Below are 25833 nucleotides of genomic sequence, written 5' to 3'. Positions count from 1 at the left end.
ACGCATGAGGCGTCCCTTCAGGACGCAATCCACCTCCCCATTTAACCCGGCACTTCGTGCCGGGCTTTTATAAGTGGTCCCGTTGGGACCAAAGCAGTGGTGCCGTAGGGACCGAAGCCTCATCACACTCTGCGGGGCCCTTAAAGCAGCCCCGGCGGGAGCTTGTCGGAGAGCTTCTTGATCGCATCCGCCTGATGGCGGTTGGCGATGAGCAGGGCATCCTCCGTTTGCACGATGATCAAATCATCCACGCCGAGTAGCGCGATATGGCTGCCCTTGCGGGCGTTGAAGACGATGTTGTTTTCCGAATCGATCTCGGACACCGGGGCGTTCACCCGGTTGTCGCTGCCGACCTTTTCGAGGTAGCCGGCGACGGAAATCCAGGAGCCGACATCGTCCCAGTCGAAGGTTGCCTCGATATTGAGGACGCGGCGGGCCTTTTCCATGAGGCCGTAGTCGATCGAGATCGGCGTGAGCTTCGGGAACTGCGCGGCGACGGTGGCGGCGACGTTTGAGGAACGGCGGAGTTCGGAAATGAACGAGGCGAGTTCCGGCTGGTGGGTGGTCAGCTCGCGGATCACATTCGGGATGGACCAGACGAACATGCCGGCATTCCAGCAGAAGCCACCTTGGGCGAGGAATTGCTCGGCGAGATCGGTGCTGGGCTTTTCACGGAAGCGCTTCACCTCGGCCGGCATCTGGTCGCAGACGAGGCCCGGAATGGTAGCGCGTTGGCCGCGCTCGATGTAGCCGTAGGACGGACATGGCCAGGTGGGCTTGATGCCGATGGTCACAAGACCGTCCGACTTTTGTGCGGCAGCCAGCGCGTCCCGCATCACCGCGTGGAAGGCGGCAGTGTCCTGGATGAGCTGGTCGGCCGGCAGCACCATCATCAGCGCGTCGGGATTCCGGGCAGCGACGAGACCGATGCCGAGGGCCACGGCCGGGGCGGTATCGCGTTTGGCGGGCTCGGCAAAAATGTTCTCCGGCGGCAGCATCGACGCCACCTCGCGGACGCCGGCTTCCTGCTGGGCATTCGTCAGGATGAGGATGTTTTCGACCGGCACCAGCCCTTCAAGGCGGGCGATCGTCTGCTCCAGCAAGGTGGTGTCGCCGAAAAGATTGAGCAGCTGTTTCGGCTTCGCATTGCGGCTGAGCGGCCAGAAGCGGGTGCCGGAACCTCCGGCGAGGATCAGGGCGTAGGTGGACGAGGGGTCGGGCATGCCGGGAGGAACCTAACGTGCCGGGGCGCGGGGAAAAGGGTGAATCGTGCCGCATTTTCAGGGATTGTCTGCCGCCGCGGGGATGTTAGGCTTTCTTTCATGAACCCCGACGACGACGGCGAGCGCGACTGGACGGAAGCAACGGCCTTGGCAGCACCTGCCTTGCTGGGTGCGGCGGCCGGTCTGATCCTCGGCGAAATGATGCATGCCCGCGCGCGCCGCGGCGTGGCCATCGGCTTCGCGGTCATGGGTGTGGCGACGCTGCTGCCGCTGGCCATCGGCGGAGTGGTGAATCTTGTCAACGGGCCGGAGAGCAAGTTCGGCGCGCGCCGCCGTCTGCGGAAGATCCGCGACACCGGGGCTCACGGCGACTACGACGAACCGCTTGGCATCTGATTGACCGATGCGGCTGGCGATCACCGGGACCACGGGCCGCGTCGGCCGGGCCTTGGCCGACCGCTTGGCGGGCTGTCACGAGATCGTCGAATTGCCACGCACCCGGCTCGATCTGGGCGCGGATGGCTGCGAACGCGTGCTGGCGGAGCTGGACTTCGACGTCCTACTGAATCCCGCCGGGCTGACGAGTCTGGAGCAGTGCGAGGATGATCCGGAGCTGGCGCATCGGGTGAATGCGGAGGCTCCCCTCAGGCTGGCCGAGGCATGCGGCGGCCGACCGATGCTTCATTTCAGCACGGACTACGTCTTCGACGGTGTGACATCGGGCCTGCGGCATGAGGATGAAGTTCCCTCCCCGCTTTCGGTCTATGGCAAGACGAAGGCTGCGGGCGAAGCCGGCGTGTTGGCCGCGGGAGGCACGGTGATGCGGATCTCGTGGGTCTTCGGCCCGGAGAAGCCGGCGTTTCCCGATCAGATCGTGGCCAAGGCCTTGGCAGGTCAGGAACTCGCGGCGGTGGCCGACAAGTACTCGCTGCCGTGTTTCACGCCGGACCTGTGCGAATGGGTGGATGGCTGGCTAGACGCTGGCTGCCCCGGCGGAATCTTCCACGGCTGCCAGAGCGGCGAGCCGGTGAGCTGGCACGGCATGGCCTTGGAAATCGTGGCGTTGCTTGGGGAGAGAGGCATCGCCGCGCCTGAGGTGAAGGCGCTTTCCATGGCAGGAATGACCGCTTTTCGCGCGCCGCGGCCCCGTCACACGGCGATGGCCACTGACCGGCTGACCGATCTGCTAGAAAAAGCGCCCAGGGACTGGAAATCAGCCCTAAGGGATCATGTGGACGCGCTCCTGATATCCCGTTGACCCCTCCATGGGTGCGTGGCAGCGTAATGGCATCTTCATGAATCGTTATTTCCTGACCCTCGCGCCGCTGGCGTTCGTCATGGCGTCCTGCGAAACCAGCACCGTGGTTTCCGGCGGCAGCTTCGATCCGCTGGCCACTCCCGGCTCGACCCGCACGCCGACCGCCTCCGCACGCGGCCTGAAGCCAGGTTCCTTTGTCCAGGCCAGCATGGAGACGGCGTTCTTCAAGGGTCGTCCGAGTGGGAGCTCCACTGCAGAGAAGATGCTGCCCGCGAATACCGAAATGAAGGTCATCAATGACGATGGCAGCTACGCGAAGGTGGAGCTGACGAGCGGCGAGGTGGGCTTCGTGCCATCGGTCCTGATCGGCAACCAAGGCGCCCAATCGCAGGTTTCTCCGAACGCCATCCAGGTTTATCCAGCCGCCCCGGGAAGCATCCCGCCGGTGGTGGATCCGGGCGCCCCGACGATCGCACCGGTCATCGATCCCGATGCGCCGATGGTCGTTCCGGAGAATGTGCCGGATGTCCCGCCGGTCCCGGATGCCGGGCCCGCGCCGCTGCCGCCGGGCAACGAGGCCCCGGTCGAGCGCTGATCCGATTTCTGAAAACGAAGAAGGCCGCGGGTGCTCCCCGCGGCCTTTTGCTTTTCCTTTTCAGGAGAGAATCGATCAAGCGAGCGACTGGAGGGTCGCCTTCACCGCCTCGAAGTTCGGCAGGTCCTTCGGGTGATCCTGTGCTTCGGAGTAGCGGATGACGCCTTCCTTATCGATCACGAAGGCGGAGCGCTTTGCCACGCCACCCATGATCAGGTTCGCCTCGGGCAGGAATTGCTCGTAGGCGACGCCGTAGGCCTTGGCCACGGTGTGCTCATAGTCGCTCAGCAGCGGCAGCGTGATACCGGCCTGCTTGGCCCAGGCTTCCTGCGCGAACGGGCTGTCGCCGGAAATGCCGAAGACCTTCGCATCGAGCGCTTCATACTCGGAGATGCCGCCGGAGATGTCGCACAGCTCGGTGGTGCAGACGCCGGTGAAGGCCATCGGCACGAAGAGGAGCACGAGGTTCGATTTGCCGATCTGCTCCGACAGCTTCACGAGCTGCGGGCCTTCGGCGGTCTTGGTCACGAGGGTGAAGTCGGGGGCTTTTTCGCCAACTTGGAGAGGCATGTTTTTCAGAGGTTGTTCTGGCAAGAGCGGCCACTATAGGTTCCGTCACCCGACGGTCAACGGCACCCGCGATATGACACAGGAATTCTCCAACTTCGGCCGGCAACTCGCCGGCGGCAGCGGCATCGAGGAACTCATGGATGACCTGGGCCACGCCCTCGCCACCGGTGGCCCCGACGTCTGCATGCTCGGCGGCGGACAGCCCGCGCACATCCCGGAGGTGAATGCCCTGTGGCGCCGCCGGATGGAGGAGATCCTCGCCGAGCCGGGTACGATGGAGCGCATGCTGGCAAACTATGATCCGCCGCGGGGAAATCCGAAATTCATCGCCGCGGTCGCCACGTTGTTCCGCCGCGAATTCGGCTGGAAGATCGGCACGGAAAACGTCGCCGTGACCTCGGGCGGCCAGACGGCATTCTTCTTTCTCTTCAATCTGTTGGCCGGCGAGATGCCCGACGGCCGCCGGAAGAAGATCCTGCTGCCGCTGGTGCCGGAATACATCGGCTACGCGAATCAGGGATCCTGTGGTGATCTCTTCCGCGCGGTGCCGCCGAAGATCGAGAAGACCGGCCCGCATGAGTTCAAGTATCGCGTGGATTTCGAGGCGCTGAAGGTGACCGACGACATCGCGGCGATCTGTGTTTCACGTCCGACGAATCCGACCGGCAATGTCCTCACCGACGAGGAGATCGCGCGGCTTTCCGATCTGGCAAAGGCGCACGGGATCCCGCTGATCATCGACAATGCCTACGGTGCGCCGTTTCCGAACATCATCTTCACGGAAGCGAAGCCGGTGTGGGATGAGCACATCATCCTGACGCTGAGCCTGTCGAAGATCGGGCTTCCCGGAACGCGGACTGGCATCGTGATCGCGAATCCGAAGATCGCGGCCGCTGTGGCCTCGATGAGTGCGGTGATCGGCCTCGCCAATCCGAATATCGGCCAGGCCATCGCGCAGCCGTTGGTGGAGAGTGGCGAGATCCTGCGATTGGCGAATGAGACGGTGAGGCCGTTTTACATCGAGAAGTCGCGACAAGCACGGGAGTTTGTGGCGGAGAGCTTTGGCGAGGATTTCAACTACTACATTCATCGTAGCGAAGGCGCGCTCTTTCTCTGGCTGTGGTTCCCCGGCCTGCCGATCACATCGCGTGAGCTGTATGAGCGACTCAAGAAGCGCGGGGTGCTGATCATCTCAGGGCACTACTTCTTCTTCGGCCATGATGATGAGTCGTGGAGGCACCGCCACGAGTGCCTGCGGATGACGTTCACGATGGATGAGAGCATCGTCCGGCGTGGGATCGGGATCATCGGTGAGGAGGTGCGGAAAGCGCACGAAGAGGCGGCGGTCGGGGTGTGAGGAGCGTGGACATCCTGTCCACCTCGCGTCGACGGAACGTCGACACCCCTTATTTCACTGGCAGCACCGCGTAGTCTTCCGGCGGGCGGCAGTTGCGGAGCATGTACTTGCGCATGAAGCTCACCAGACCGCGGCTGTATCTCCGTCGTGTGAAAGCACCCGAAGCCATCGAGGCGATGTGCTTCGTCATGTGGTTCTCGACGAAGTTGATCCCGGGCCAGCCCTTGAATTGGGCTGAGAAGTTTGTGCCGGTCTCATACATCGAGAAGATGCCGCCATCGTAGAAGTGGCGGATGAGTTCCCACCAGCTCTCGTGCCAGTCGTGGAGCTCGGCTTCTGCTGCGGCGAATCCGGCGGCAAGCTCCTGTGGCTGATCGAGCACAGCGGCTCCTTTTGAAAACACGTGCACGTCGAACAAGCGCGCGGCCTCTAGTGCCATGAAAAGGCCCGGCGAAAGCATCGGATCGACGAAACCGAACGAATCGCCGCATGCTGCCCAGCCCGGCCCGTGGCCACGGTCGGAAACAAGTTGGTAGTTCGTGTAGGTCATCACCGGCGTCACTCGCCTCGCGTCCTTCGAGTGCTCCTTCAGCAGCGGCTCGTTCTTCAGGGCATACTCCAGCCGTTCCTCCGGCGTGTTGCCATAGGTCTTCGCCGCGTCCTTGTGAACGACCACGCCCACGGAAAGCCGGCCGGGCAGCGGAATGCGCCAGCTCCAGCCTTGCTCAAGGATGGTGATCACGACCTGGCCATCCGGCGGGAAGTCGTGTTTGAAGTTCTCGTAGTGGGCGAAGTAGGCGACATCGCTGCGTTCGCCGGTCTTGGCGCCGATACCCAGCGTCCGCGCGAACAAGCGTGCCCGGCCCGTTGCATCGATCAAAAGTCGAGGATGTTCGGTCAGGCCCGCAGCGGCGAGGGACTCTGAGGAAAGCTGGATCTCACGTGTCCCCTCCCCTTTCTCGACCCCAGCCCGGTGCGTCACGAAGCGTGCGCCGAGTTCCTCTGCCCGCTCACGCAGGGTATCGTCAAACTGAGGGCGCGGGATGTTGTAGGCATAGGGCACGGTGCCGGCTACGACTCCGAAGGTGAAATCCACCCGGCTGCCGTGGCGGTGCAGGAAGGTGACGCCGGGCTTGTGCTGCGAGTAGCTCTTTACCTTCTCCTCGATCCCCAGCCGCTGCATCACCGGCACGGTGGCTGGCACCAGCGACTCTCCCACTAACAGCTCGGGGCGCTTTGCATCGTCGAAGACCAGCACCTTGAAGCCGCGCTGCGAGAGCAAGGCTGCCAGTGTCGAGCCCGCCGGCCCGGCTCCGAGGATGGCGACATCGGGAGTCATGCGGCGGCAGGGTTGCCGCCCGGTCCGGGTCTGCGAAGCCAAAAAGTCCGGACCTGAAGAATCGGTGTAACAGCCGCGACTCATCGTGGTAAGGAAGGCCGAGCCATGTCCGCACACGACGCCGCCTTCTTCGCCACAACCCGCTGGACCATCGTGGCCGACGCGGCCCGCGGCGGCGATGCCGTGGCGACGGAAGCCCTCGGTGCGCTATTCCGCACCTACTGGCAGCCGCTCTATCGCTATGCGCGGCGGCGGGGAAAATCAAAGGAGGACGCGGAAGACCTAGTGCAGGGATTCTTCGGCCATCTGCTGGAAGCCCAGGCCCTGCGTGACACCAGCCGGGACAAGGGGCGGTTCCGTGCCTTCCTGCTGGCATCGTTCAACCACTGGATGATCAACGACTGGAGGCGGGAAACGAGGCAGAAGCGCGGCGGCGGAGTCCCCCTACTTTCGTTCGATTGGGAAGAGGCGGAGTCAGGCCTGAAACTGGAAGTCGCCGATGAGCGGAGCCCTGACCGCCTTTTCGACCGGGAGTGGGCACTGACGCTGTTAGGCAAGGTGCTCGACGACCTTGAAGCCGCCTGCCGCGAAGAAGGAAGTGTGCAGTTCGAGAAGCTGAAGCCCTGCCTGACCGCTGACTCCAGCAAGATCCCCTATGCATCCCTGGCGGTGGAACTCGACATGAGCGAGGGCGCGCTGCGCGTCGCCGTCCACCGGCTGCGCAAGCGCTACCGCGCCCTGCTGACCGATGAGATCGCACGCACGCTTTCCTCGCCCGAGGCAGTGGAGGATGAAATGCAGGCTCTGTTCGCGGTGCTGGCGGGTTGAGAAGTTTTTCCGTAACAAATTCCGGCGCGGCTTTTTGACGGAGGCAGAACACCATGACCGAATCCCATTCCTGCCCCGACTGCGGAGCTCCCCTGCCCGCCGATTCCCCGCAGTCGCTCTGCCCCGCCTGTCTGCTTCGGCAAGCGCTGGCGTCCCGGACCATCGTCGCGGGGCAAGAAAGCACGCCCCCTCCTCCGCCGCCGACTCCGGAGGAAATCGCGGACAAGTTTCCCCAATTCGAAGTCACCGAGTGTCTCGGCAGCGGCGGGATGGGTGTGGTTTACAAAGCGCGCCAGAAGTCGCTCGACCGCTGGGTGGCGATCAAAATCCTGCGGCCGGAGAAGACCGGTGATGAACGATTCGCCGAGCGCTTCGCCCGCGAGGCCCAGACCCTGGCCCGGCTAAATCAGCCGAACATCGTCACCGTCTTCGACTACGGCGAGACGGACGGGCTCTTCTACATCGTGATGGAGTTCGTGGACGGAGTGAACCTCCGCGACCTGCTGCGTGAAGGGAGGCTCGAGCCCGAACAGGCGCTGGCGATCGTGCCGCCGATCTGCGAGGCGCTGCAATACGCGCACGCAAAGGGCATCGTTCACCGCGACATCAAGCCGGAGAATCTTCTGTTAGATCGCGATGGGCGACTCAAGATCGCCGACTTCGGCATTGCCTCGCTAGTCGGGGCCACTGGCGAGACCTCAGGAACGCCGCCCTACATGGCACCCGAGCAAAAGGGACCGAGCAAGGTCGATCACCGGGCAGACATCTACGCACTCGGCGTGGTGCTCTACGAGATGCTCACGGGCGAGCGGCCGGCGAAGGAACTCGTGGCGCCATCGAGGAAGGTGCAGGTGGACGTGCGACTTGATGAGATGGTGTTGCGCGCCCTGGATCAGAATCCCGAGCGCCGCTATCAAACCGCGGAAGAGTTTCGCACGGTGGTGGAGACGATCCAACCGGAGCCAGCTCCACCGCCATTTCCCCCAGCCGACTCGCCCGCCCCCGTAAAAGCGCCCGGCATGTGGCGGCGATACTGGTGGCTGATTCCCCTGATGATCCCCATCGGCATCCTGATCGGGCTCTGCGCTGGCATCCTGCAGAGCAGCTTGACCCCGAAGCGCTACGTTTCGCAGACGGTGATTCAGGTGGTCTCCAGTGAAGATCCGTTGAACCCCACGCCTGCGGGAGCACTGCCGGTGAAGCTGGGATTGATCACGTCGCCTCTGTCATTGGAGGAGGTCGCAAGCCGGCTGAACTTGCGACAACGTTGGGGGGGCGATCCCGAGATGATGGAGTATCGGCTGCGGGAGATGATCGAGGTCCAACCCATCACCGGAACCAGCCTGGTCGCAATCCGGGTGACCGACACCGATCCGACGGAAGCCGCTGAGATCGCAAACTCATTGGCCCAAGTCTTTCTCACAAAGAGCAAGGGATTGATCCATGAGACCGCGATTGCCGCTAAAACACCTATCCAGCCGGTTGTGCTGCTCATCTTGGTGAAATCGTCGCTCGTTGGAGTGCTGGTCGCTTTGATCGCAGCGGTCCCGCTGATGCTGCTCGCGCATCGCCGCTCTCTCCGGAAGAACGGCATTCCAACCCGCTCCCGCGGGCTGAAGATCTGCGCCAGCATCCTGCTGTGCCTGCTGGCGCTCTTCTTCGCCAAACAGCGGATCTTTCCTACCCGCCTCGTCCGCGGAGATGAGGGGCCGTTTCTCGGGCGGGTTAAATTCGAGTTCCATCATCCGGAAGCGGTTTCCGGCGGTTTTTCCATTGGCTTCCCGGTGAGGCAGGATGAGACGAGCCCATTCCGGCCGGGGCTCGGCCAAAGGGAGACGCTGAAAGACGGCCACACGGGATGGATGCGGGCCCGGGTGGTCTCGCATGGCCCCGCTTCGCCCGTGGTGGTCGCGGCAACGTCGCTCGATGGAGAACACTGGGAAGCCAAGGAAGCCGTGCTCGATTCATGGCCAACGGGCAGCAAGTTGAACTTGGAATTTGCCAACGGCTACAAGGCGCAGGTGTCGTGGGACCGTGGCGCAGAAGGTCCGCCAGCGGCCACGCAAGGACCGAGGTGGCTCGTCGTGATCCCCGTTGTCTTGCTGCTGGTTCTCGTCGGATTGGTCTTGCTCATCATTGCGATCGCGAAAACCAAGTCAGGAACCGCCAAGGTAGTAGGAATCATCGTTGTGATCCTGCTGATCCTCGGGATTTTCGTGGCCGTGCCTTTGATGTGGATGGTGACTTATCGTGCGCATGAAGGGCCCCTGCCGATCCCCGTGCAGCAAGGCATGAAGCCTTCGGGGGAAATCGAGCTGCTGCCCGAGGGCAACTGACCCATCTTGCCACGGGGCGGGCACTCCATTACCACCATGGCGTGCCCGATGCCCGTTCGACCGCGATTGCCCTCGCCAAGCGTCTCAAGGAGGCGGGGCATACCGCGTACTTCGCGGGCGGCTGCGTGAGGGATCGGTTGTTGGGCAAAGCTCCGAAGGACTACGATATCGCGACCTCTGCGATTCCGGAGCAGGTCTTGAAACTGTTCCCCGGCTCGAATGAAGTTGGTGCGCATTTCGGCGTGGTGATCGCGAAGTCGCATGGCCATCACGTCGAGATCGCGACCTTCCGGACCGATGGCTCGTATCGCGATGGCCGGCGGCCGGAAACGGTGAGCTTTTCCACGCCGGAGGAGGATTCACAACGGCGCGACTTTACGATCAATGGACTCTTTGAGGATCCGGAGACTGGAGAGGTGATCGATTTCGTGGGCGGTCAGGCGGATTTGAAGGCGGGTGTCTTGCGGGCGATCGGCGATCCTACCGCGCGCTTCGCTGAGGATTCGCTGCGGCTGATGCGTGCGGTGCGGTTCGCGGTGACGCTGGGATTTGAAATCGAAGCCGCGACGTGGACGGCGATGTGCGCACATGCCGATGGCTTGGCGCGGATCTCGCCGGAGCGGATTCGCGATGAGTTCTCGCGAATGATCGTGCTGCCGAAGCGAGCGAGGGCGTTGGAGCTGCTTGTGGACTCCGGCTTGATCCATCATTTCCTGCCGGAGGTGCTGGCGTTGATGGGCTGCGAGCAGCCGCCTGAATGGCATCCGGAGGGCGACGTGTTCACGCACACGAAGATCATGCTCACGATGTTAGAGGATGATGCTCCGCTGGAGCTATGCCTCGCCGTGCTGCTGCACGATATCGCCAAGCCTCCCACGCAAACCCTCGATGGCGATCGAATCCGGTTCAATGGCCACGATGCGCTCGGAGCGACGATGGCAGAAGAAATCCTGCGCCGGATGAAGTATCCGAACGACGTCATCGAGGCGGTAAGCTTCATGGTGTCCCGGCACATGCAGTTCATGAACGTGCAGCAGATGCGGGTGGCGAGGCTGAAGCGGTTCATGGCAGAGCCGACCTTCCCGCTTGAGCTGGAGCTGCACCGGGTGGATTGCGCGTCGTCGAACGGATTCACGGAGAACCTGGACTTCGTGAAGGGGAAGCAGGCCGAATTCGCCGCCGAGCCCTTGATTCCCCCACCCTTGGTGACGGGACGGGACCTGATCGACCTCGGCCTGAAACCCGGGCCGCCGTTCAAGGAATTGCTGGAAGCCGTGCAGACGGAACAACTCGAGGGTCGCCTGACGGAGCGGGACGAGGCGTTGGCGTGGGTCAGGGAGCGGCTATGAGCAGGTTTGGCGGCTGAGCGGTTCGGCCGCCCGGCTTTCTTTCACTGGCAGTCCCCTCTCCGGGGGCAATTTTGACGGCTTGCATTTCTGTCATACAAATTTTTGACTTTCCGCTGCGCTTTAGGAAAAATCCGCTTCGCAAACCCGTATTTCCGCACACTCATGCGTCCGCACACCTTCGTCGCCGCACTCCTCGGCACCCTTCCGCTCGCCGCCCAGAATGGCGACAAGAAAGACCACGACAACATGGCTCCGGTGGTGCCGGAGAAGGACATCCCCCCTTCGCCGGTCCTGTCCGTGGCGGACGCGTTGAAGAGCTTCAAGATCGCGCCGGGGTTCGTCATCGAGCCGGTGGTCACCGAGCCTCTCATCGAGGAGCCGGTGTGCATCGACTTCGACCCCGCCGGACGGATGTGGGTCTGCGAGATGCGTGGCTACATGCCGGACATCGATGGTGCCGGTGAAAGCACGCCCGAAGGCCGCATCTCCATCTTGGAAGACACCGATGGCGACGGCAAGGCGGACAAGAAGACCGTCTTCCTCGACAAGGTGCTGCTGCCCCGCGCGGTCACCGTTTTCGAAGACGGTATTCTCTTCCTCGACGAGCACCGGCTGCTCTGGTGCAAGCGCGATGGGCTGAAGGCGGTCGGCGAGCCGGAGGTGATCGATGCGGACTTCAACGGTGGCGGCAATGTTGAGCACAAGCCGAACGGCCTGATGCCGGACCTGGACAACTGGCTCTACCTCGCGAAGTCCGACAAGCGCCTGCGCCGTATCGACGGCAAGTGGAAGATCGAGCCGACCACCTTCCGCGGCCAGTGGGGGGTCGCCCGCGATGACTGGGGCCGTCTTTACCACAATCACAATTCCGCCTTCATGTTCGGCGAGAGCCTCGCGCCGAACCTGCTGCAGGCGAATCCAGCGGTGAAGATGAAGTACAACGACACCAACGCGCTCGGCAGCAACCGCACGTGGCCGATCCGCGTCACCCCCGGCGTCAACCGCGGCTACATGTCGAAGTCCAACGGCTACAACGAGCAGACGCTGGACCCGAAGACCTACAAGCTCATCAACTGCACCGCCGCCGCCGGCATCACCGTCTATCGCGGCACGAATTTCCCGAAGGACTATTACGGCATGGGCTTCTCGACCGAGGCCTCGGTCAATCTGGTGAAGGCAATCAAGATCGAGGAGAAGGACGGCAAGCAGAGCGGTACCCATCCCTTCGGCGAAAAGGAATTCCTCGCCTCCACCGACGAACGCTTCCGTCCGGTCAATGTCTACACGGCTCCCGATGGATCGCTCTACCTGGTGGACATGTATCACGGCATCATCCAGCACAAGACCTACCAGACGAGCTACCTGCGCCAGCAGCACTTGTCGCGCGGACTGGACAAGCCGGGCCTCGGCAATGGCCGCATCTACCGGATCCGTAGTACTTCCGGAAAGCTAGAGCCGAAGGTGGACATCGCCGCCCTGCAGGGAGTGGAGCTCGTGAAGATGCTGATGCATCCGAACGCCTGGCACCGCGAAACCGCCCAACGGGTGATGGTGGATCGCAAGGATCCCGCGCTGGTTCCCCTGCTCGCCAAGCTGGCGGCCAGCGGCACTCCCGTGGCACGCGTGCATGCCTTCTGGACCCTCGAAGGCATGGGTGCCTTGAAAGCCGAGCATCTCACCGCGGCACTCCGGGACAAGGATCCCAAGGTCCAGTCGTCGGCACTGTGGGCCTGCACGCGACTTGATGCTGCTGAGCTCTCCAAGCTTGAGGCCGGTCTGGTTACCCTGAAGCCCGCCGCGCCGGAGGCAGCCCCTTACCTGGCCCGCGTGCTCGGTTCGCTGGGCACGGCGAAATCCCTTGATGCCCTCGCGGCGCTGCTGAAGGCCGAGTCCAAGGAGCGGTTCGTTCGAGAAGCGGCGGTTTCCGGCCTGCACGGTCATGAAGCCGAGTTCGCCAAGCTGGCCGATCCGAAGGACAACGCGCTGGTCGCCTGGCTCGACCAAGGCGCGAAGAATGCGACCACCGCTTCCGAAGGCCCATCGCTCAAGGGCGAGGAGCTTGCCTCCTTCAATCGCGGCAAGGCGCTTTTCGCCGGTGAAGCGGTTTGCTTCAGCTGCCACGGCCCGGATGGCGGTGGTGTCACCGCCCTCGGCCCGCCGCTCGATGGCTCGGAATGGGTCACCGGCAAGCCGGAGCGGTTCGTCAGCATCCTGCTCCACGGCATGACCGGCCCGGTCACCGTGGCTGGCCAAAACTACACCCCTACCGCCGACATGCCATCGCTGGGGATCAATCCGATGTTCACTGACCAGAAGCTCGCCGACATCGCGACCTATGTCCGCAACGAGTGGAGCAACAAGGCTACCGCCGTGACACCGGACCTCGTGAAGAAGCAACGCGAAGCCACCAAGGCCCGCACCGGCCGGCCGTGGACGGCGCCGGAGCTGAAGTAACGGACGGCTCTTTCTGATTTACGGCCCGACTGGAGATTCCGGTCGGGCCGTTTTCTTTTGGCAACTCAAGCGGCTGACCAAAAGAAAGCCCGGAGCACCTTGCGGCGTCCGGGCTTGAAAATGGTTGGTGGCTTCTTTAGCCCGTCACGCGCATCGGCATGATGACGTAGAGGAAGCTGCCGTCGATGCGGACCACGCCGGGGCTCATCTCGTCAATCAGATCGAGGTAAACGGTGTCACTCTCGAGGTTGCGCAGCGGAGCCATCAGGAACTCCGGATTGAAAGCGATCTGCATCGCCTTGCCGCCGTAGGCGACTTCCATCGTTTCGCGGGCTTCACCGACATCCGGCGAGTTGGCGGTGACTTCCACGACGTTCGAACCGAAGACGAGCTTCACCGAGTTCGACTTGTCGGAGGACAGGAGCGAGACGCGGCGGACGGTGTCGAGGGTGGATTCGCGTGGCAGCTCGACGCGCTCGGTCGAGTCGCCCGGGATCACCTGGCGGTAGTTCGGGTAGTTGCCTTCGATCAGCTTGCTGATGAGAAGGTGTTCGCCGATGGAGAAGGAGATCTGGCTGTCCGAGAGGCGGATGAGCACTTCGCCGGCATCGCCGAGCAAGCGCTGGAGTTCCTGAACGGCCTTGGTCGGCACGATCACGTCGGTCTCGTGGCTGGCCGGGAAATCGAGGTCGTTCTCGACCATCGCGAGGCGGCGGCCGTCGGTGGCGACGAGCGTCAGCTTGCCGTCACGGAAAGAGGTGTAGATGCCGTTGAGGACGTAACGGGTCTCATCGGTCGAGATCGCGTAGGAGGTCTTCTTAAGGCCGTCGCGCAGTTGCTGCTGCGGCATGCGGAATTCCTTGGCTCCCTCGAAGTCGGGAAGCGGCGGGAAGTCGTCTTGGCCGAGGCCGATAATCTTGAAGAAGGACGGGCCGCTCTGGATCGAGGCGATGTTCTTGGCATCGACGGTGATCTCGACCTCGCTCGCCGGGAGCTCGCGGACGATGTTGACGAGGCGCTTGGCCGGCAGGGTGGTCGCGCCTTCCTTTTCGATCTTGGCTTCCACCGAGCCGGTGATGCCCACATCGAGGTCGGTGGTAGTGAAGGTCAAACGGCCGTTTTTCGCCACCAGCAGCACGTTCGAAAGAATCGGCAGGGTCGTGCGAGTGCTGACCACGTGCTGGACCTTCTGCAGCCCCTCAAGGAGGGCTTCTTTGGAAATGCTGAACTTCATGGGGAAAAGCGGGAGACTCGTTGGCTGGGGGTGATGCTCTCCGCAATCTCCGACCCTTGGCAAGCCAATCTATCGGGAATGCCATGGAAGGTCGCCCGCCTCGGACGACCTCCCGGAATTTCAAAAAATCCCCACCGTTTTCAGCGTCGCAGCGAGGCCTCGATGACCGCGACCGCGTCCCGTGTGGAGAGATCGGCCTCCATTTGTGCCGTGATCCGTTTCACCGCGTGGATAACCGTCCCGTGATCCCGTCCGCCGAAGGCCTCCCCGATCTCCATGAGCGACTGCTTGGTGAGCGTGCGGCTCAGGTACATGGCCACCTGGCGGGGAAAGGCGATGCTGGCCGGACGGCGGCGGCTGGTCATGTCTGCCAGACGAACGTCGAAATGATCGGCCACGGCGCGCTGGATCGAATCGACCGTCACCTGCTTGCCGGTTTCCTCGCGCAGGAGGTCGCGGAGAAGGTGCTCCACGCGCTCCTCGGTCACCCTCTCCCCCGCCAGCGAGGCGAAGGTGGCGACGCGCATCAGCGCACCTTCCAGGCGGCGGACATTGCTGCGGATGCGGTCAGCCAGGAAGCGCATGATGCCCTCCTCGACCTTCACCTTCCACTCGTCGCGCTTCTTCTGGAGGATCGCGAGGCGGGTCTCGAAGACCGGCGGTTGGATCTCCACCGTGAGGCCGCATTCGAAGCGGGATACGAGGCGCGGCTCCAGATTCTTGATCTCGCTGGCCGGGCGGTCGCTGGTGAGGACCACTTGGCAACGGCCATCGAGCAGCGAGTTGAAGGTGTGGAAGAATTCCTCCTGCGAGCGCTCCTTGCCGCCGATGAACTGGACGTCATCGATGAGCATCAGCTCGGCCGTGCGGTAGCGCTTGCGGAAGCGCTCGAGGTCGCCCTTGCGGACGGCGTCGATGAACTCGTTGGTGAACTTTTCGCAGGTCAAATAGACCACGCGGGAAGCAGGCATGCTGCGCAGGAATTCCTGGCCGATCGCCTGCATGAGGTGGGTCTTGCCGAGACCGGAGCCACCGTGAATGAAGAGCGGGTTGTAGCCCGGCCCCTTGCGCTTGCCGACGGCCTCGCAGGCGGCGTGGGCGAACTGGCTGTTCGCGCCGACGACGAAGTTATCGAGCGTGAATTGCGGATTGAGACCGGACGTCTTGAGACGCTTCTCAAAGCTCACTTCACCGCCCATCGGAGCGACCTGCGCCGGGCGAGCCGGCACCGCGCGATCGATGTCCGAAGCAGCGGGCTCGAGGATCTCGGCGAGCTTGTCCTCCACCACCAGCCTCACCCCGCGAACGCCTTCGATCGTCTCTGCCACCGCGGTGGCGAGTTCCGGCATGTAGTTCGTCTCGATCCACACCTGGTGGATGTCATTCGGCACGGCAACGACCGCCTTCGAATCCTCCACCGCCACCAACCGCGAAGCCCGGAACCAACGCTGGTAAGCATCCTTGCTCACCAGACCGCCGAGAACTTCGCAGGTTGCTTCCCATTGTGCAGCCACGTCAGCGATGGCCGTCATTGCATCCTCCTCGAACTCCTCAGATTCCATGTTTGTCACGTGCGTAGTCAAAAAAGGTTTTTGCGCCGAACCACAGCCGGAGGGGAAATTTGGGAGCCCTCCGGTGCGCGACGGGTTGGAGGGATAACGCGTGCCGTGCGGGGAGTGGGACTCAAATTTTACCCGCTCTAACAGGTCTCACGTCTTCGCCCCTTTTCCACAGGCGTTCCACGCCGAAATTTTTTTAAATCTTGACCCAACCTTTCGTTAATTTTCCCGAACCATCCGAGGTTTAATCCGCCTCGCAAAAAGGCGCTCGCCGTTTGAAATCAACGGTTTTCCCCGCCCGAACTGAGGCATAAAATTTCATTCGGAAACGTTCAGGACGCGGAAGTCCTTACACCAGAATGAATCCCTCCCTTACGCCTGTTCATGAGGTCACACCGCGATGGCTCGCGGGGGTCCTGAAGCTGACCGCGATGAGGAACGTGGTGATGGTTCCGAACATGATCCGCCATGGAAATTCGATGACCGGCATCCAATCCGGGCGACCCAGTCCCTCGGCCTTGAAGAGCGCGCAAACGTCGCGATCCAGCCCGGAGAGGTAAGCGACCACGAGGAATCCGACTGCCATGGCGATGATGTTTCCGCGATCGTTGCCGCGGGTCTTGGTGAAGAGCCCGACCATGAAGACGCCAAGCAGCGAACCATAGGTGTAGCCGAAGATGCCCAGAATGATGGGCAGGATCCGCAGCTTCGGATTGTGAGCGCTCACCCACGCGGTCGCGAGCGCCACCGTGATCAGCAGCACGGCGAAGAGCACGGTGCCGAAGCGCAGCACACGGACCTTGCCCTTTTCGTCCGGCGGCTCACCGAACCAGCGGAAGTGGAAGTCCTTCACGTAGCTGGTCGCGAGTGAGTTCAGGGCCGTGCTGAGCGATCCCATGGTCGTCGCCAGCACCCCGGCGATCACCAGCCCTCGCAGGCCGGCCGGCATCACCGTGAGCACGAAGTGGGGAAAGACCTTGTTCGATGGGACGACGCCTTCGGCATTCCGCGGCAACAGCGGATCCGGCATCTGCTGGTAAAACACATACAGCAGGATGCCGATGCCGAGAACGACCAGCGTGATCGGCACATCCGCGAGACCCGAGAGAATGGTGGCAACAGCGCTCTGGCGCTTGTTCTTGGCGGTGAGCATCCGCTGCACCATGTCCTGGTCGGTGCCGTGGGTGGCCATCGTCACGAAGGTGGAGCCGAGGAAGGCGGCCCACACGGTGTATTCCTGTTCCAGGACGCCCTTCACATTGCCCCAGAAGCCAGCGCCCTCCTTGATGCCCCAATCCCACACGATGAGGTCTTTCGGTCCCTGCAGCATCTGCGTGGCACCGCCCCATCCGCCGGGGATGTGGCCGAGCAAATACATCAGCGAGAATCCCAGCGCGCAGACCAGCACCACGATCTGGATCACGTCCGTCCAGATCACGGCGCGGATGCCGCCCACCGTGGTGTAGATCGCCGTGGCAAAGGTCACCAACAGCAGCGCCACCGCCGTCAGCCAGAACTCCGTCGACGGGGAGATCGTCTGCTGCGGATGCTGGAGGTGCCAGAATAGCACCAGCAACATGGTAGGCACCCACAGCCGCGTCCCGCTGGCGAGCAGACGGGTGACCAGGAAGACCCCGGAGGACACGCGATGCGTCTTCGGTCCGAAGCGCAGGCCGAGGAATTCGTAGATGCTCACCACCCCATGCTTGTAATAGGCGGGAATGAAGACGGCGCTGACCACGACACGGGCCAGCAAGTAGCCCACGATCAACTGGATGTAGGTGAAGTTTCTGAGCGCATAGCCTTCACCCGGCGCGCCGAAGAAGGTGCCGGCGCTGATTTCCGCCGCGAGAATCGACGCCAGCACCGCCCACCACGCGATTTGCCGGTCGCCGAGCGCGAAGCCCTCCATGGAGCCGCTCTTGGAGCGCTGCGAGAATCCGATCGCGAAAATCAAACCGAAGTAGGTCAGCAGCACTACCCCGTCGATCCAGTATTGTCCCATGCCGGGCTCTATCCGTCCGGCTTCGCGGCGTCGATGCCGCAATTGCCGGGCATGACATTTCGGGTTAGGGCGTTCCCATGCACGATGACCTCGCCACCCTGCTCCGCCGCCGAAAGGAAACGATCGCCGACCACGCCTTCCGCGACCGTAATCCCGCCGCGCATCTGGAAGCACTGAAATCGGTCTCCGAGGAAATCCTCGCGTGGCACCAGGCCCATCGCGGCGAAATCCCGGCAAGACTGGAGCATTTCCTGACGAATTGCTCGTTCGATAAAGCGCTCGTTTACCTTGAGTCCGGAGGGACGTGGACCGGCCACTGAGGAATTTCCACACGGCTCTTGCCGCGCCGGTGAGTCGCCCCGTAGTCTCCGCCCCGAGCGATTTTCATGGGCGGAGGGGAACCACACATCATCGGAATTCTTCCAGCGCGCTGGGGGTCCTCCCGCTTCCCCGGAAAGCCCCTCCACCTCATCGCCGGCAAGCCCCTCGTCCAGCACGTCTGGGAGCAGTGCCGCAAGTGCACGAGGCTCGATGACCTCTACATCGCCACCGATGACGAGCGGATTTTCGCGGCCGCTGAGAGCTTCGGTGCGAAGGCGATCATGACCTCGCCCGAGCATCCTACCGGCACCGATCGACTTGCCGAGGCCGTGCGTTCGTTGCCTCACGCCGACATCATCGTGAACATCCAGGGCGATGAGCCGCTGATCGATCCTGAGCTCGTTGACGAACTCGCCGCCGCGATGGCTGCCGATGCCACGCTCGACATGGCGACCGCCGCCAATCCACTCGATCCCGCCGATCCCGCGGTGCAGGACCCGAATGTGGTGAAAGTGGTCACCGCGCTCGATGGCCGCGCACTCTACTTTTCCCGCTCTCCCCTGCCCTACTTCCGTAACCCGGTCGAGGGCCTGCCCGTCTATCGTCACAAGGGGATCTACGCATACCGCCGTACTTTCCTTGAGCGCTTCGTCACCTGGCCCCCCTCTCCGCTGGAGAAGGCCGAATCGCTCGAACAACTGCGCGCGCTGGAAAACGGCGCGTCGATCAAGGTTCTCCCTACCAACGACACCTCGCCCGGTGTCGACACACCCGAACAAGCCGCCCACGTCGAATCCATCCTCACCAGCCAACTGTCCCACCCATGAAATACATCTTCGTTACCGGCGGCGTCGTCTCGTCCCTAGGAAAAGGTCTCGCAGCGGCCTCGATCGGCGCGCTGCTCGAGCACCGCGGCCTCAAGACGCTGATGCAAAAGTTCGACCCGTATCTCAACGTGGACCCGGGCACCATGTCGCCTTACCAACATGGTGAGGTTTACGTGCTCGACGATGGCGCGGAGACCGACTTGGACCTCGGTCACTACGAGCGCTTCACCTCCGGCGTGATGTCGCGACTGAACAACCTCACCTCCGGCCAGGTCTTCGACGCCGTGATCAAGAAAGAGCGCCGCGGCGAGTATCTCGGCAAGACGGTGCAGTTCATCCCGCACGTCACCGATGAGATCAAGGCCCGGCTGCACATGGTGACCGACAGCAATCCCGACGTGGACGTGCTAATCACCGAAATCGGCGGCACGGTCGGCGACATGGAAGGACTGCTCTTTGTCGAAGCCCTACGCCAGTTCGCGCTCGAAGTGGGCAAGGACAACGTCTGCTTCATCCACGTCACCCTGCTGCCCTTCATCAAGGCCGCCGGCGAAGTGAAGACCAAGCCAACCCAGCAGTCGGTGGCCAAGCTGCGCGAGCTCGGCATCCAGCCGGACATCATCATCTGCCGCACCGAAGCCGATCTCGACGAGGACAACCGCAAGAAGATCGCGATGTTCTGCAACGTCGAGAAGAAGAACGTGGTCGCGTTCCGCGATGTCGCCCACACCATTTACGAGTGCCCGCTCGACCTGCGCCGCGACAAGATCGACCGCCTCGTGGTCGACAAGATCGGCCTCGGCCACACTCCCGCGCCTGCTCTTGATGACTGGGAGCATTTCGTCCGCCGCGTCATCCATCCGAAGAACAAGGTGACCATCGCGGTCGCCGGCAAATACATCGAGCTGCAGGACGCGTACAAGTCGATCTACGAATCGCTGATCCACGCCGGTGCGCATCACGACACCAAGGTGAACATCGTCCGCGTCGAAGCCGAGGCGATCGAAGACCACGGTGCGAAGGCGGTGATCGGTGAAGTGGACGGCATTCTGGTTCCCGGTGGCTTCGGCGACCGCGGCATCGAGGGCAAGATCCTCGCCGCCCAGTATGCCCGCGAGAACAACATCCCCTACTTCGGCATCTGCCTCGGCATGCAGATCGCGACCATCGAATTCGCCCGTAACATCTGCAAGCTGCGTGGTGCGAACTCCACCGAGTTCGACAAGAACACTCCTTTCCCGGTGATCTGCCTCCAGGAAGAGCAGAAGGGCGTGGAGGACATGGGCGCCACCATGCGCCTCGGCTCCTGCGAAAGTGTCGTCTTCGCCGGCACCAAGGCTTCCGATCTCTACGGCAGCGCGGATCGCATTCACGAGCGCCACCGCCACCGCTACGAGTTCAACTCCGACTTCCAGGACAAGCTCCAGGATGGCGGCCTCGTCATCTCGTCGGTGTCCGAGAAGGAAGGCCTCGTCGAGATCATCGAGCTGCCGAATCACCCGTTCTTCGTCGGCGCGCAATTCCACCCCGAGTTCCAATCGAAGCCGAACAAGCCGCATCCGCTGTTCGCCGGCTTCGTGAAGGCCTCGCTGGAGCGCGCCCAGGCCCAGTAAGCCCGGCTCAAGGTCCTTTCCTGCAAGGGCGGCGGCGAAAGATGCCGCCGCCTTTTCATTGATCCTCCGGCTCCACCAGCTTCGCCCCGCGGATCAACCGGCAGAATTCCTTTTTCGGCAGCACCTGATGCTCGCCTTCCTTCGTCGACAGGTCGGCCATGGTCTTGTAGGCCACTTCGAAACGTTCCAGCCGCGTGATCCGGATGAACTCCGCTCCCTTCTTCCACAACTGGTCTTGCTGCAAACGCATGCCGCAGCCTGCGACACACGCGCCGCAATGACCAGCTTCGTGACGCCATGAAACTCGCGGTCATTGGTGGTGGACCAGCCGGCCTCCGCGCCGCGGAGGTGGCGGCCTCGGCCGGTGCCTCGGTCACGGTGTTTGACGCCAAGCCCTCGGTGGGCCGCAAGCTGCTGGTGGCAGGCCGCGGCGGACTGAACCTCACGCACGGTGAAGAGCTCGACCGCTTTATCTCCCGCTACTCCGGTCCGGCGGAGTTCTGGCAGCGCGCCATCTCCTCCTTTACCCCCGCGGATCTCCGCGAGTGGGCCGCGGGTCTCCGCATTGAGACCTTCGAACAACGGACCGGCCGCGTTTATCCGCGCGAGATGAAAGCAGCTCCCCTGCTCCGTCGCTGGGTCGACCGCCTGCGCGGACTCGGAGTTACCTTCGAGATGAACCATCGATGGATGGACCTCAAGCCGGGCTCTCCCCATCTACTGGAGTTCTCCATCCACGATAAACGTAGTACTTTCACCGCGGATGCCGTTATCCTGGCACTCGGCGGCGCCTCGTGGCCGATCACGGGGTCCGATGGCGGATGGACATCGATTCTTACCCGTCTCGGCGTCGAGGTAAACCCGCTGGTTCCGGCGAACTGCGGTTGGGAAACGCAATGGCCTGCGGAGGTCCTCGCAGTGGCCGAAGGCAAACCTTTAAAGAATCTGGAAGTTCATGCGGGAAACTACGCAGCAAAGGGCGAGCTGATGGTCACCGCTTACGGCCTTGAAGGCGGTGCTCTCTATCAGCTTGGTGCAGCGCTTCGCAGCATGCCGCTTCCTTCGATTCATATCGATTTCAAGCCGACCTACTCGGTCGAGCAGCTGGCAGCCAAGCTTGCGGCGTCGAAACTATCCGCCACCGCTGCCAGTCATAGGTTTTGGAAGCTCTCCGACGCCGCCCACGTGATTCTTTGCAATGGATTGCCAGAAGCAACGTCCGCGCACGAACTCGCGGTCAGAGCTAAGTTCTGCCCGGTGACCTTCACTTCCCCCCGCCCGATTGATGAAGCGATTTCATCTGCGGGCGGCGTTTGCTGGGACGAACTTGATACGAGGCTGATGCTGAAAAAATTTCCCGGCATTTTTATCGCTGGTGAAATGATCGATTGGGAGGCGCCCACCGGCGGCTATCTGATGCAAGGATGCTTTGCTACTGCAACGTTGGCGGGCCTTGCAGCGATTGCTTGAAGCGTGCGAACCGGGCAGGCCGTCCGTTTGAATTTTCACAAACGGACTAAACCTACATCGTGTATCGTACGTGATGGCAACGAATGATCCGCATGCGTTCATCCGGAAGTTTCAAAGCTTCTGTTAGCCGCCGACTTGTTTCAACCGGCATTGGCTTACCTGATCAAATGATCGCCGATGACCAGCCTGCATGAAGGCACGAACGCGCACCGAATCATCCTCATACATGCCCTCGAAGCTCCCATGAAAAAAACACTCGAACCCCGTATCGGCGGACGCACTCTGCCCCTCATTCCAAGCCTGCTCGCTCTCGCCGCCGCCAGTACGGTGATCAGTCACGCTGCGGAAGTTACTTTCCAGTATTATCGATTCACGCCTACCAAGGTCGACGGCGGTGATGCTGCAACGGCAACTCAAATGTCCGAATTCGAGTTTTTCTTGAGAGGCAATAAACTCGATGTCTCCTCTGTGGTCGTGACCGGCGGCGTCACTTTCCCGAATCCGGGCGATGCCGAAAGTGCGCAGAAGTTGGTAGATGGCAACGTCAACACGAAGTGGTTCGACGGAAACAAGGTGCCGGTCACTTTCAACTTCGGCACCCCGGTGAAGATCGATGCCTATCGTTTCGCCACCGCGAATGATTCGCGTGACCGCACACCGGTGCGCTGGTTGATTCAAGGCAGCAATGACAACGTGAATTTCGTGCTGATCGACGACCGGACTGGCGCCGACAACGCCGCGGCGAAGTCCTACTTCACCTTCGGGCCGCTCTTCACTACCACGCCACCCGCCAGCAGCGGCTATCCCACATTCGCAAGCTTTCAAACCACGGCTTCGATCGTGGACAACACCGTCGCCGGGCAGGACGTCTATCAGGCCTTCCCGTTGATCGTGAAGAACGCCGGGCCGGAGACGAGCATGAGCTGGAGCGTGACCAATACGCCGACAGGCGTCTCGTTCAATCCGGCCCTTCCCGCACCCGCGATCAATTTCACCGACACCCGCCTGATCACGCCGATCATTCCGAATGCCTTCACTGACTACACGCTAAGCGCGACCACCGCAGCAGGCACGGCGGCACTGACGCAGAAGATTCGCGCCGTTCCAGGTGGCACGGCGACCACCCGCTACGTCCGCTTCAAGGCGAACGAGCTGCGCAATCCACTCGGCAATATCGCCCAGATGGGCGAATTCGAGTTCTTCAATGGCGCTACCAAGCTCACCGGTCTCACTGTTACCAATCCGGGTGGCGATAACAATAACAACGCCGGCGAAGCCGCCAGCAAGGTGATCGACGGGGACTACCGGACCAAGTACCTCAACCACAACAACGCGGCGCTCATCTTTGATCTTGGCAGTGTCCAGACCTTCGATGGCTATCAGTTCACCACCGGCAACGACGCCACCGACCGCGACCCGGTCCGCTGGTCACTCGAGACGAGTTCCGATGGTATTACGTGGACCCTTCTCGATACGGCTTACGACTACAGCCCGCCGACGATCCGGCGTGCCAAGACCGGCATCATTCCCCTGTCCGGCATCCCCACCGCGACATGGGCCGGCTCGACCACCGTTTTCACCAATGGTGGGAATGTGCTCCTCGACGATAGCTCCAGCGTTCGTGGTGTCGTTCTCGATACACCGGTGTCGCCGAATGCGGTGTCGATTGCCAGTTCCACCGGCGATCCCTACATGATCAGCGGCGCTCCAATCAGCGGTCGCGGCGATCTCTTCAAGCGCGGAAGCGGAGAACTCCAACTGAACAGCCCCAACACCTTCTCGGGTGCCATCAATGCGGACGGCGGAAAGCTGGTCGTGAATGATTCGGGAGCGCTCGGCACACGCAATGTGCGCACTCGCTTGCAACTGGATAGCACCGAACTCCAGATAGCCACCGACGTGCGAACCGAGCGCCGGCTGCGGATTGCCGCCAACGGAGCAACGATCAATGTGGCAGATGGCTTCACCTTCACCAAGGTGGGGCCGTCTGATTTGCTGGGCACCTTGACCAAGACCGGTCCAGGAACGCTCCGGTTCGAAGGCTATGCCGGCAGCACCTCCTTTGCTGCAACCGACATCGTGGTCAACGAGGGAACTGTTGATTTCGCGGCAGCAGCCGGTTACTTCAATAGTCGGCCATTCACGACCAGCGGATCTTCCACCATGAAGATGACGGTGAATACCGGGGCACAGATCAGCTTCAGCATCGATAGCGCACTCGGTGGCGACTACGTGAACTTCCAGACCTCGCTTGAACAGGTGAGGGTCATCGGCGGCACGCTCAACTTCAACAATGGCGGCTTCAACTACATCCACACCGGCCTCGTCGGTACGGAAGGCCGCATCGTGTTGCAAGGCGGCACCCTGACCGGCGGCGGCCAGATCGAGCCAGCTGGCCTCACGGCGGCGAACCCGGTGACCACCACGTTCACCTCCCTGGCCAGTGCGGACTCCTCCTTCATCACGGGCGGTGGTGCGCTGGCGCTGAACCCCGACAACTGCTCGCTGACCCTGGATGTGGCCGACGGTGCCGCAACGGACGACCTGGTCGTGACCAAGCGAATCCTCGGCAACAAGCGTCTCACCAAGACCGGTGCCGGCAACCTGGTGCTGACCGGTGCCAACGAGCTCGCCCTGGCTCCCGTCACCTACACCAATCCGACGGGCATCCTGGTATCCGCCGGAACGCTGACCGCGAACAATTCCACCGGCAGCGCCACCGGAACTTCGCCGGTGACCATGTCCGCCGGAACGAAGCTGCAAGGCATCGGCTCGGCCCTGAGCAATATCACCACTCCGGGTATCATTGCACCTGGCGATGCCAACACGCCAACCGGCACGTTGACTGTCGGCAACACGGTGCTTACCGGTACCTTGGAAATCGGATCGGAAGGCGAATCCGCCGACAAGCTGGCGGTAAATGGCACGCTCAACATCACCGGCGCAGCCTTGACCCTCAGCGGAACCTTCAATGCACCGGCCTATCAGATCGTTTCCTCAACCGGGGGAATCACCGGAACCTTCAATGCGACCGGAGTTCCCGCGGGCTACACGCTGCAGTATTCCACGAACTCGATCGTTCTGGTCTCCAATACTGCAACGGCGTATCAGGTGTGGTCCGCCGGCCTGAGCGACCCTGATCCGGAAGCTGACATTGATGGCGATGGCATGGCAAACGTGATCGAGTTCGTCCTGAACTCGAACCCGAACGCCAGCAGCCTCGCCGATCTGCCGCACAGCTCGACCAATCCGGCAGGTGCGCTCGTCTTCACTTTCGTGCGCAAGTCGTCTTCGGCTTACCTGGCACCGACGGTGGAATACAGCACCACCCTGGCCAGCTGGACCACCTTCGGTGGTGCGGTCGTCCAGCCGAACACGCCGAGCTCGGGTCTCGATACGGTGACTGCCACGCTGCCCGCGTCGCTGGCAGCTCCGGGCTTCAAGCTCTTCGCCCGCCTCAAGGTGGAAGTCCCCTGAGTTTTACTCGCGGTATGG

Annotated in this window: 20 protein-coding genes; 13 read left to right on the top strand and 7 right to left on the bottom strand. The window is 62.3% G+C overall.

From position 1 onward, the window contains the following. Positions 1-140: 140 nt before the first annotated feature. Entirely contained in the window at positions 141-1223 is a 1083-nt protein-coding gene (locus tag WKV53_RS19440; RefSeq protein ID WP_341406455.1) for a mannose-1-phosphate guanylyltransferase, read from the bottom strand. A gap of 99 nt (positions 1224-1322) precedes the next feature. Between WKV53_RS19440 and WKV53_RS19435 the strand changes: the two genes are divergently transcribed. From WKV53_RS19435 to WKV53_RS19425, 3 genes are read left to right on the top strand one after another with little or no spacing between them, the layout of a single operon-like run. Then, complete coding sequence (locus WKV53_RS19435; RefSeq protein WP_341406454.1) at positions 1323-1619, top strand: hypothetical protein; 297 nt, start codon at positions 1323-1325, stop codon at positions 1617-1619. 7 nt (positions 1620-1626) lie between these two features. Beyond that, entirely contained in the window at positions 1627-2481 is an 855-nt protein-coding gene (locus tag WKV53_RS19430; RefSeq protein ID WP_341406453.1) for an SDR family oxidoreductase, read from the top strand. A 37-nt stretch (positions 2482-2518) separates the two neighbouring features. Beyond that, positions 2519-3076, top strand: coding sequence for an SH3 domain-containing protein (locus WKV53_RS19425; protein ID WP_341406452.1), 558 nt, complete (start codon positions 2519-2521; stop codon positions 3074-3076). Positions 3077-3151: 75 nt separating this feature from the next. Here WKV53_RS19425 and WKV53_RS19420 read toward each other — a convergent pair whose 3' ends face one another. Then, positions 3152-3646: a redoxin domain-containing protein gene (locus WKV53_RS19420; RefSeq protein WP_341406451.1), complete on the bottom strand. Its 495-nt coding sequence runs from the start codon at positions 3644-3646 to the stop codon at positions 3152-3154. Between the two features lie 73 nt (positions 3647-3719). On the opposite strand from WKV53_RS19420, the gene WKV53_RS19415 reads away from it, so the two are divergent. Further along, on the top strand, positions 3720-5003 hold the full coding sequence (locus WKV53_RS19415) for a valine--pyruvate transaminase (protein WP_341406450.1): 1284 nt from the start codon (positions 3720-3722) through the stop codon (positions 5001-5003). 49 nt (positions 5004-5052) lie between these two features. On the opposite strand, the gene WKV53_RS19410 is transcribed toward WKV53_RS19415, so the two are convergent. Beyond that, on the bottom strand, positions 5053-6342 hold the full coding sequence (locus WKV53_RS19410) for an NAD(P)/FAD-dependent oxidoreductase (RefSeq protein WP_341406449.1): 1290 nt from the start codon (positions 6340-6342) through the stop codon (positions 5053-5055). A gap of 105 nt (positions 6343-6447) precedes the next feature. Between WKV53_RS19410 and WKV53_RS19405 the strand changes: the two genes are divergently transcribed. From WKV53_RS19405 to WKV53_RS19390, 4 genes are all read left to right on the top strand, one after another. Continuing rightward, positions 6448-7170: an RNA polymerase sigma factor gene (locus WKV53_RS19405; RefSeq protein ID WP_341406448.1), complete on the top strand. Its 723-nt coding sequence runs from the start codon at positions 6448-6450 to the stop codon at positions 7168-7170. A gap of 53 nt (positions 7171-7223) precedes the next feature. Then, positions 7224-9506: a protein kinase domain-containing protein gene (locus WKV53_RS19400; protein ID WP_341406447.1), complete on the top strand. Its 2283-nt coding sequence runs from the start codon at positions 7224-7226 to the stop codon at positions 9504-9506. A 41-nt stretch (positions 9507-9547) separates the two neighbouring features. Further along, the gene (locus WKV53_RS19395; RefSeq protein ID WP_341406446.1) at positions 9548-10855 is read left to right on the top strand and encodes a CCA tRNA nucleotidyltransferase; all 1308 of its coding nucleotides are present in this window, start codon (positions 9548-9550) and stop codon (positions 10853-10855) included. A 162-nt stretch (positions 10856-11017) separates the two neighbouring features. Further along, positions 11018-13309, top strand: coding sequence for a DUF7133 domain-containing protein (locus WKV53_RS19390; protein ID WP_341406445.1), 2292 nt, complete (start codon positions 11018-11020; stop codon positions 13307-13309). Between the two features lie 136 nt (positions 13310-13445). Here WKV53_RS19390 and dnaN read toward each other — a convergent pair whose 3' ends face one another. The 3 genes from dnaN to WKV53_RS19375 form a co-directional block, all read right to left on the bottom strand. Beyond that, positions 13446-14543, bottom strand: coding sequence for a DNA polymerase III subunit beta (dnaN, locus tag WKV53_RS19385; protein WP_341406444.1), 1098 nt, complete (start codon positions 14541-14543; stop codon positions 13446-13448). A gap of 140 nt (positions 14544-14683) precedes the next feature. Then, positions 14684-16105: a chromosomal replication initiator protein DnaA gene (dnaA, locus tag WKV53_RS19380; protein ID WP_341406443.1), complete on the bottom strand. Its 1422-nt coding sequence runs from the start codon at positions 16103-16105 to the stop codon at positions 14684-14686. Positions 16106-16484: 379 nt separating this feature from the next. Next, positions 16485-18107 carry a sodium:solute symporter gene (locus tag WKV53_RS19375; protein WP_341406442.1) on the bottom strand — a complete coding sequence of 541 codons (1623 nt, stop codon included), beginning with the start codon at positions 18105-18107 and terminating at the stop codon, positions 16485-16487. 77 nt (positions 18108-18184) lie between these two features. On the opposite strand from WKV53_RS19375, the gene WKV53_RS19370 reads away from it, so the two are divergent. The 3 genes from WKV53_RS19370 (at position 18185) to pyrG (ending at position 20868) form a co-directional block, all read left to right on the top strand. Beyond that, on the top strand, positions 18185-18427 hold the full coding sequence (locus WKV53_RS19370) for a hypothetical protein (protein WP_341406441.1): 243 nt from the start codon (positions 18185-18187) through the stop codon (positions 18425-18427). Positions 18428-18493: 66 nt separating this feature from the next. Next, on the top strand, positions 18494-19255 hold the full coding sequence (gene kdsB, locus WKV53_RS19365; RefSeq protein ID WP_341406440.1) for a 3-deoxy-manno-octulosonate cytidylyltransferase: 762 nt from the start codon (positions 18494-18496) through the stop codon (positions 19253-19255). After that, positions 19252-20868, top strand: a complete 1617-nt coding sequence (gene pyrG / locus WKV53_RS19360; RefSeq protein ID WP_341406439.1) for a CTP synthase — start codon at positions 19252-19254, stop codon at positions 20866-20868. The genes kdsB and pyrG overlap by 4 nt, the downstream gene beginning before the upstream one ends. 55 nt (positions 20869-20923) lie before the next feature. Here the strand turns inward: pyrG and WKV53_RS19355 are convergent, their stop codons facing one another. Next, a complete protein-coding gene (locus WKV53_RS19355; protein WP_341406438.1) occupies positions 20924-21118 on the bottom strand; it encodes a hypothetical protein in 195 nt (64 codons plus the stop codon). Positions 21119-21165: 47 nt separating this feature from the next. Here WKV53_RS19355 and WKV53_RS19350 point away from each other — a divergent pair, with 47 nt between their 5' ends. After that, entirely contained in the window at positions 21166-22338 is a 1173-nt protein-coding gene (locus WKV53_RS19350; protein WP_341406437.1) for a BaiN/RdsA family NAD(P)/FAD-dependent oxidoreductase, read from the top strand. A 243-nt stretch (positions 22339-22581) separates the two neighbouring features. Beyond that, positions 22582-25815 (top strand): discoidin domain-containing protein, encoded by a 3234-nt coding sequence (locus WKV53_RS19345; protein WP_341406436.1) that lies wholly within the window; start codon positions 22582-22584, stop codon positions 25813-25815. The last annotated feature ends 18 nt before the right edge of the window (positions 25816-25833 follow it).

The sequence above is a fragment of the Luteolibacter sp. Y139 genome (assembly GCF_038066715.1).
Classification (GTDB): domain Bacteria; phylum Verrucomicrobiota; class Verrucomicrobiia; order Verrucomicrobiales; family Akkermansiaceae; genus Haloferula; species Haloferula soli.
Note: the sequence above shows the minus strand (reverse complement) of the source record. Positions and strands in the feature narration are given on the sequence as shown.

What these genes read in the sequence shown, in the direction of transcription:
- WKV53_RS19405 (WP_341406448.1), top strand. Translation starts at nt 6,448, where the DNA reads ATGTCCGCACACGACGCCGCCTTCTTCGCCACAACCCGCTGGACCATC.
- WKV53_RS19400 (WP_341406447.1), top strand. Translation starts at nt 7,224, where the DNA reads ATGACCGAATCCCATTCCTGCCCCGACTGCGGAGCTCCCCTGCCCGCC.
- pyrG (WP_341406439.1), top strand. Translation starts at nt 19,252, where the DNA reads ATGAAATACATCTTCGTTACCGGCGGCGTCGTCTCGTCCCTAGGAAAA.
- WKV53_RS19390 (WP_341406445.1), top strand. Translation starts at nt 11,018, where the DNA reads ATGCGTCCGCACACCTTCGTCGCCGCACTCCTCGGCACCCTTCCGCTC.
- WKV53_RS19440 (WP_341406455.1), bottom strand. Translation starts at nt 1,223, where the DNA reads ATGCCCGACCCCTCGTCCACCTACGCCCTGATCCTCGCCGGAGGTTCC.
- kdsB (WP_341406440.1), top strand. Translation starts at nt 18,494, where the DNA reads ATGGGCGGAGGGGAACCACACATCATCGGAATTCTTCCAGCGCGCTGG.
- WKV53_RS19425 (WP_341406452.1), top strand. Translation starts at nt 2,519, where the DNA reads ATGAATCGTTATTTCCTGACCCTCGCGCCGCTGGCGTTCGTCATGGCG.
- WKV53_RS19415 (WP_341406450.1), top strand. Translation starts at nt 3,720, where the DNA reads ATGACACAGGAATTCTCCAACTTCGGCCGGCAACTCGCCGGCGGCAGC.
- WKV53_RS19350 (WP_341406437.1), top strand. Translation starts at nt 21,166, where the DNA reads ATGAAACTCGCGGTCATTGGTGGTGGACCAGCCGGCCTCCGCGCCGCG.
- dnaN (WP_341406444.1), bottom strand. Translation starts at nt 14,543, where the DNA reads ATGAAGTTCAGCATTTCCAAAGAAGCCCTCCTTGAGGGGCTGCAGAAG.
- dnaA (WP_341406443.1), bottom strand. Translation starts at nt 16,105, where the DNA reads ATGGAATCTGAGGAGTTCGAGGAGGATGCAATGACGGCCATCGCTGAC.
- WKV53_RS19435 (WP_341406454.1), top strand. Translation starts at nt 1,323, where the DNA reads ATGAACCCCGACGACGACGGCGAGCGCGACTGGACGGAAGCAACGGCC.
- WKV53_RS19375 (WP_341406442.1), bottom strand. Translation starts at nt 18,107, where the DNA reads ATGGGACAATACTGGATCGACGGGGTAGTGCTGCTGACCTACTTCGGT.
- WKV53_RS19370 (WP_341406441.1), top strand. Translation starts at nt 18,185, where the DNA reads ATGCACGATGACCTCGCCACCCTGCTCCGCCGCCGAAAGGAAACGATC.
- WKV53_RS19345 (WP_341406436.1), top strand. Translation starts at nt 22,582, where the DNA reads ATGAAAAAAACACTCGAACCCCGTATCGGCGGACGCACTCTGCCCCTC.
- WKV53_RS19410 (WP_341406449.1), bottom strand. Translation starts at nt 6,342, where the DNA reads ATGACTCCCGATGTCGCCATCCTCGGAGCCGGGCCGGCGGGCTCGACA.
- WKV53_RS19355 (WP_341406438.1), bottom strand. Translation starts at nt 21,118, where the DNA reads ATGCGTTTGCAGCAAGACCAGTTGTGGAAGAAGGGAGCGGAGTTCATC.
- WKV53_RS19430 (WP_341406453.1), top strand. Translation starts at nt 1,627, where the DNA reads ATGCGGCTGGCGATCACCGGGACCACGGGCCGCGTCGGCCGGGCCTTG.
- WKV53_RS19420 (WP_341406451.1), bottom strand. Translation starts at nt 3,646, where the DNA reads ATGCCTCTCCAAGTTGGCGAAAAAGCCCCCGACTTCACCCTCGTGACC.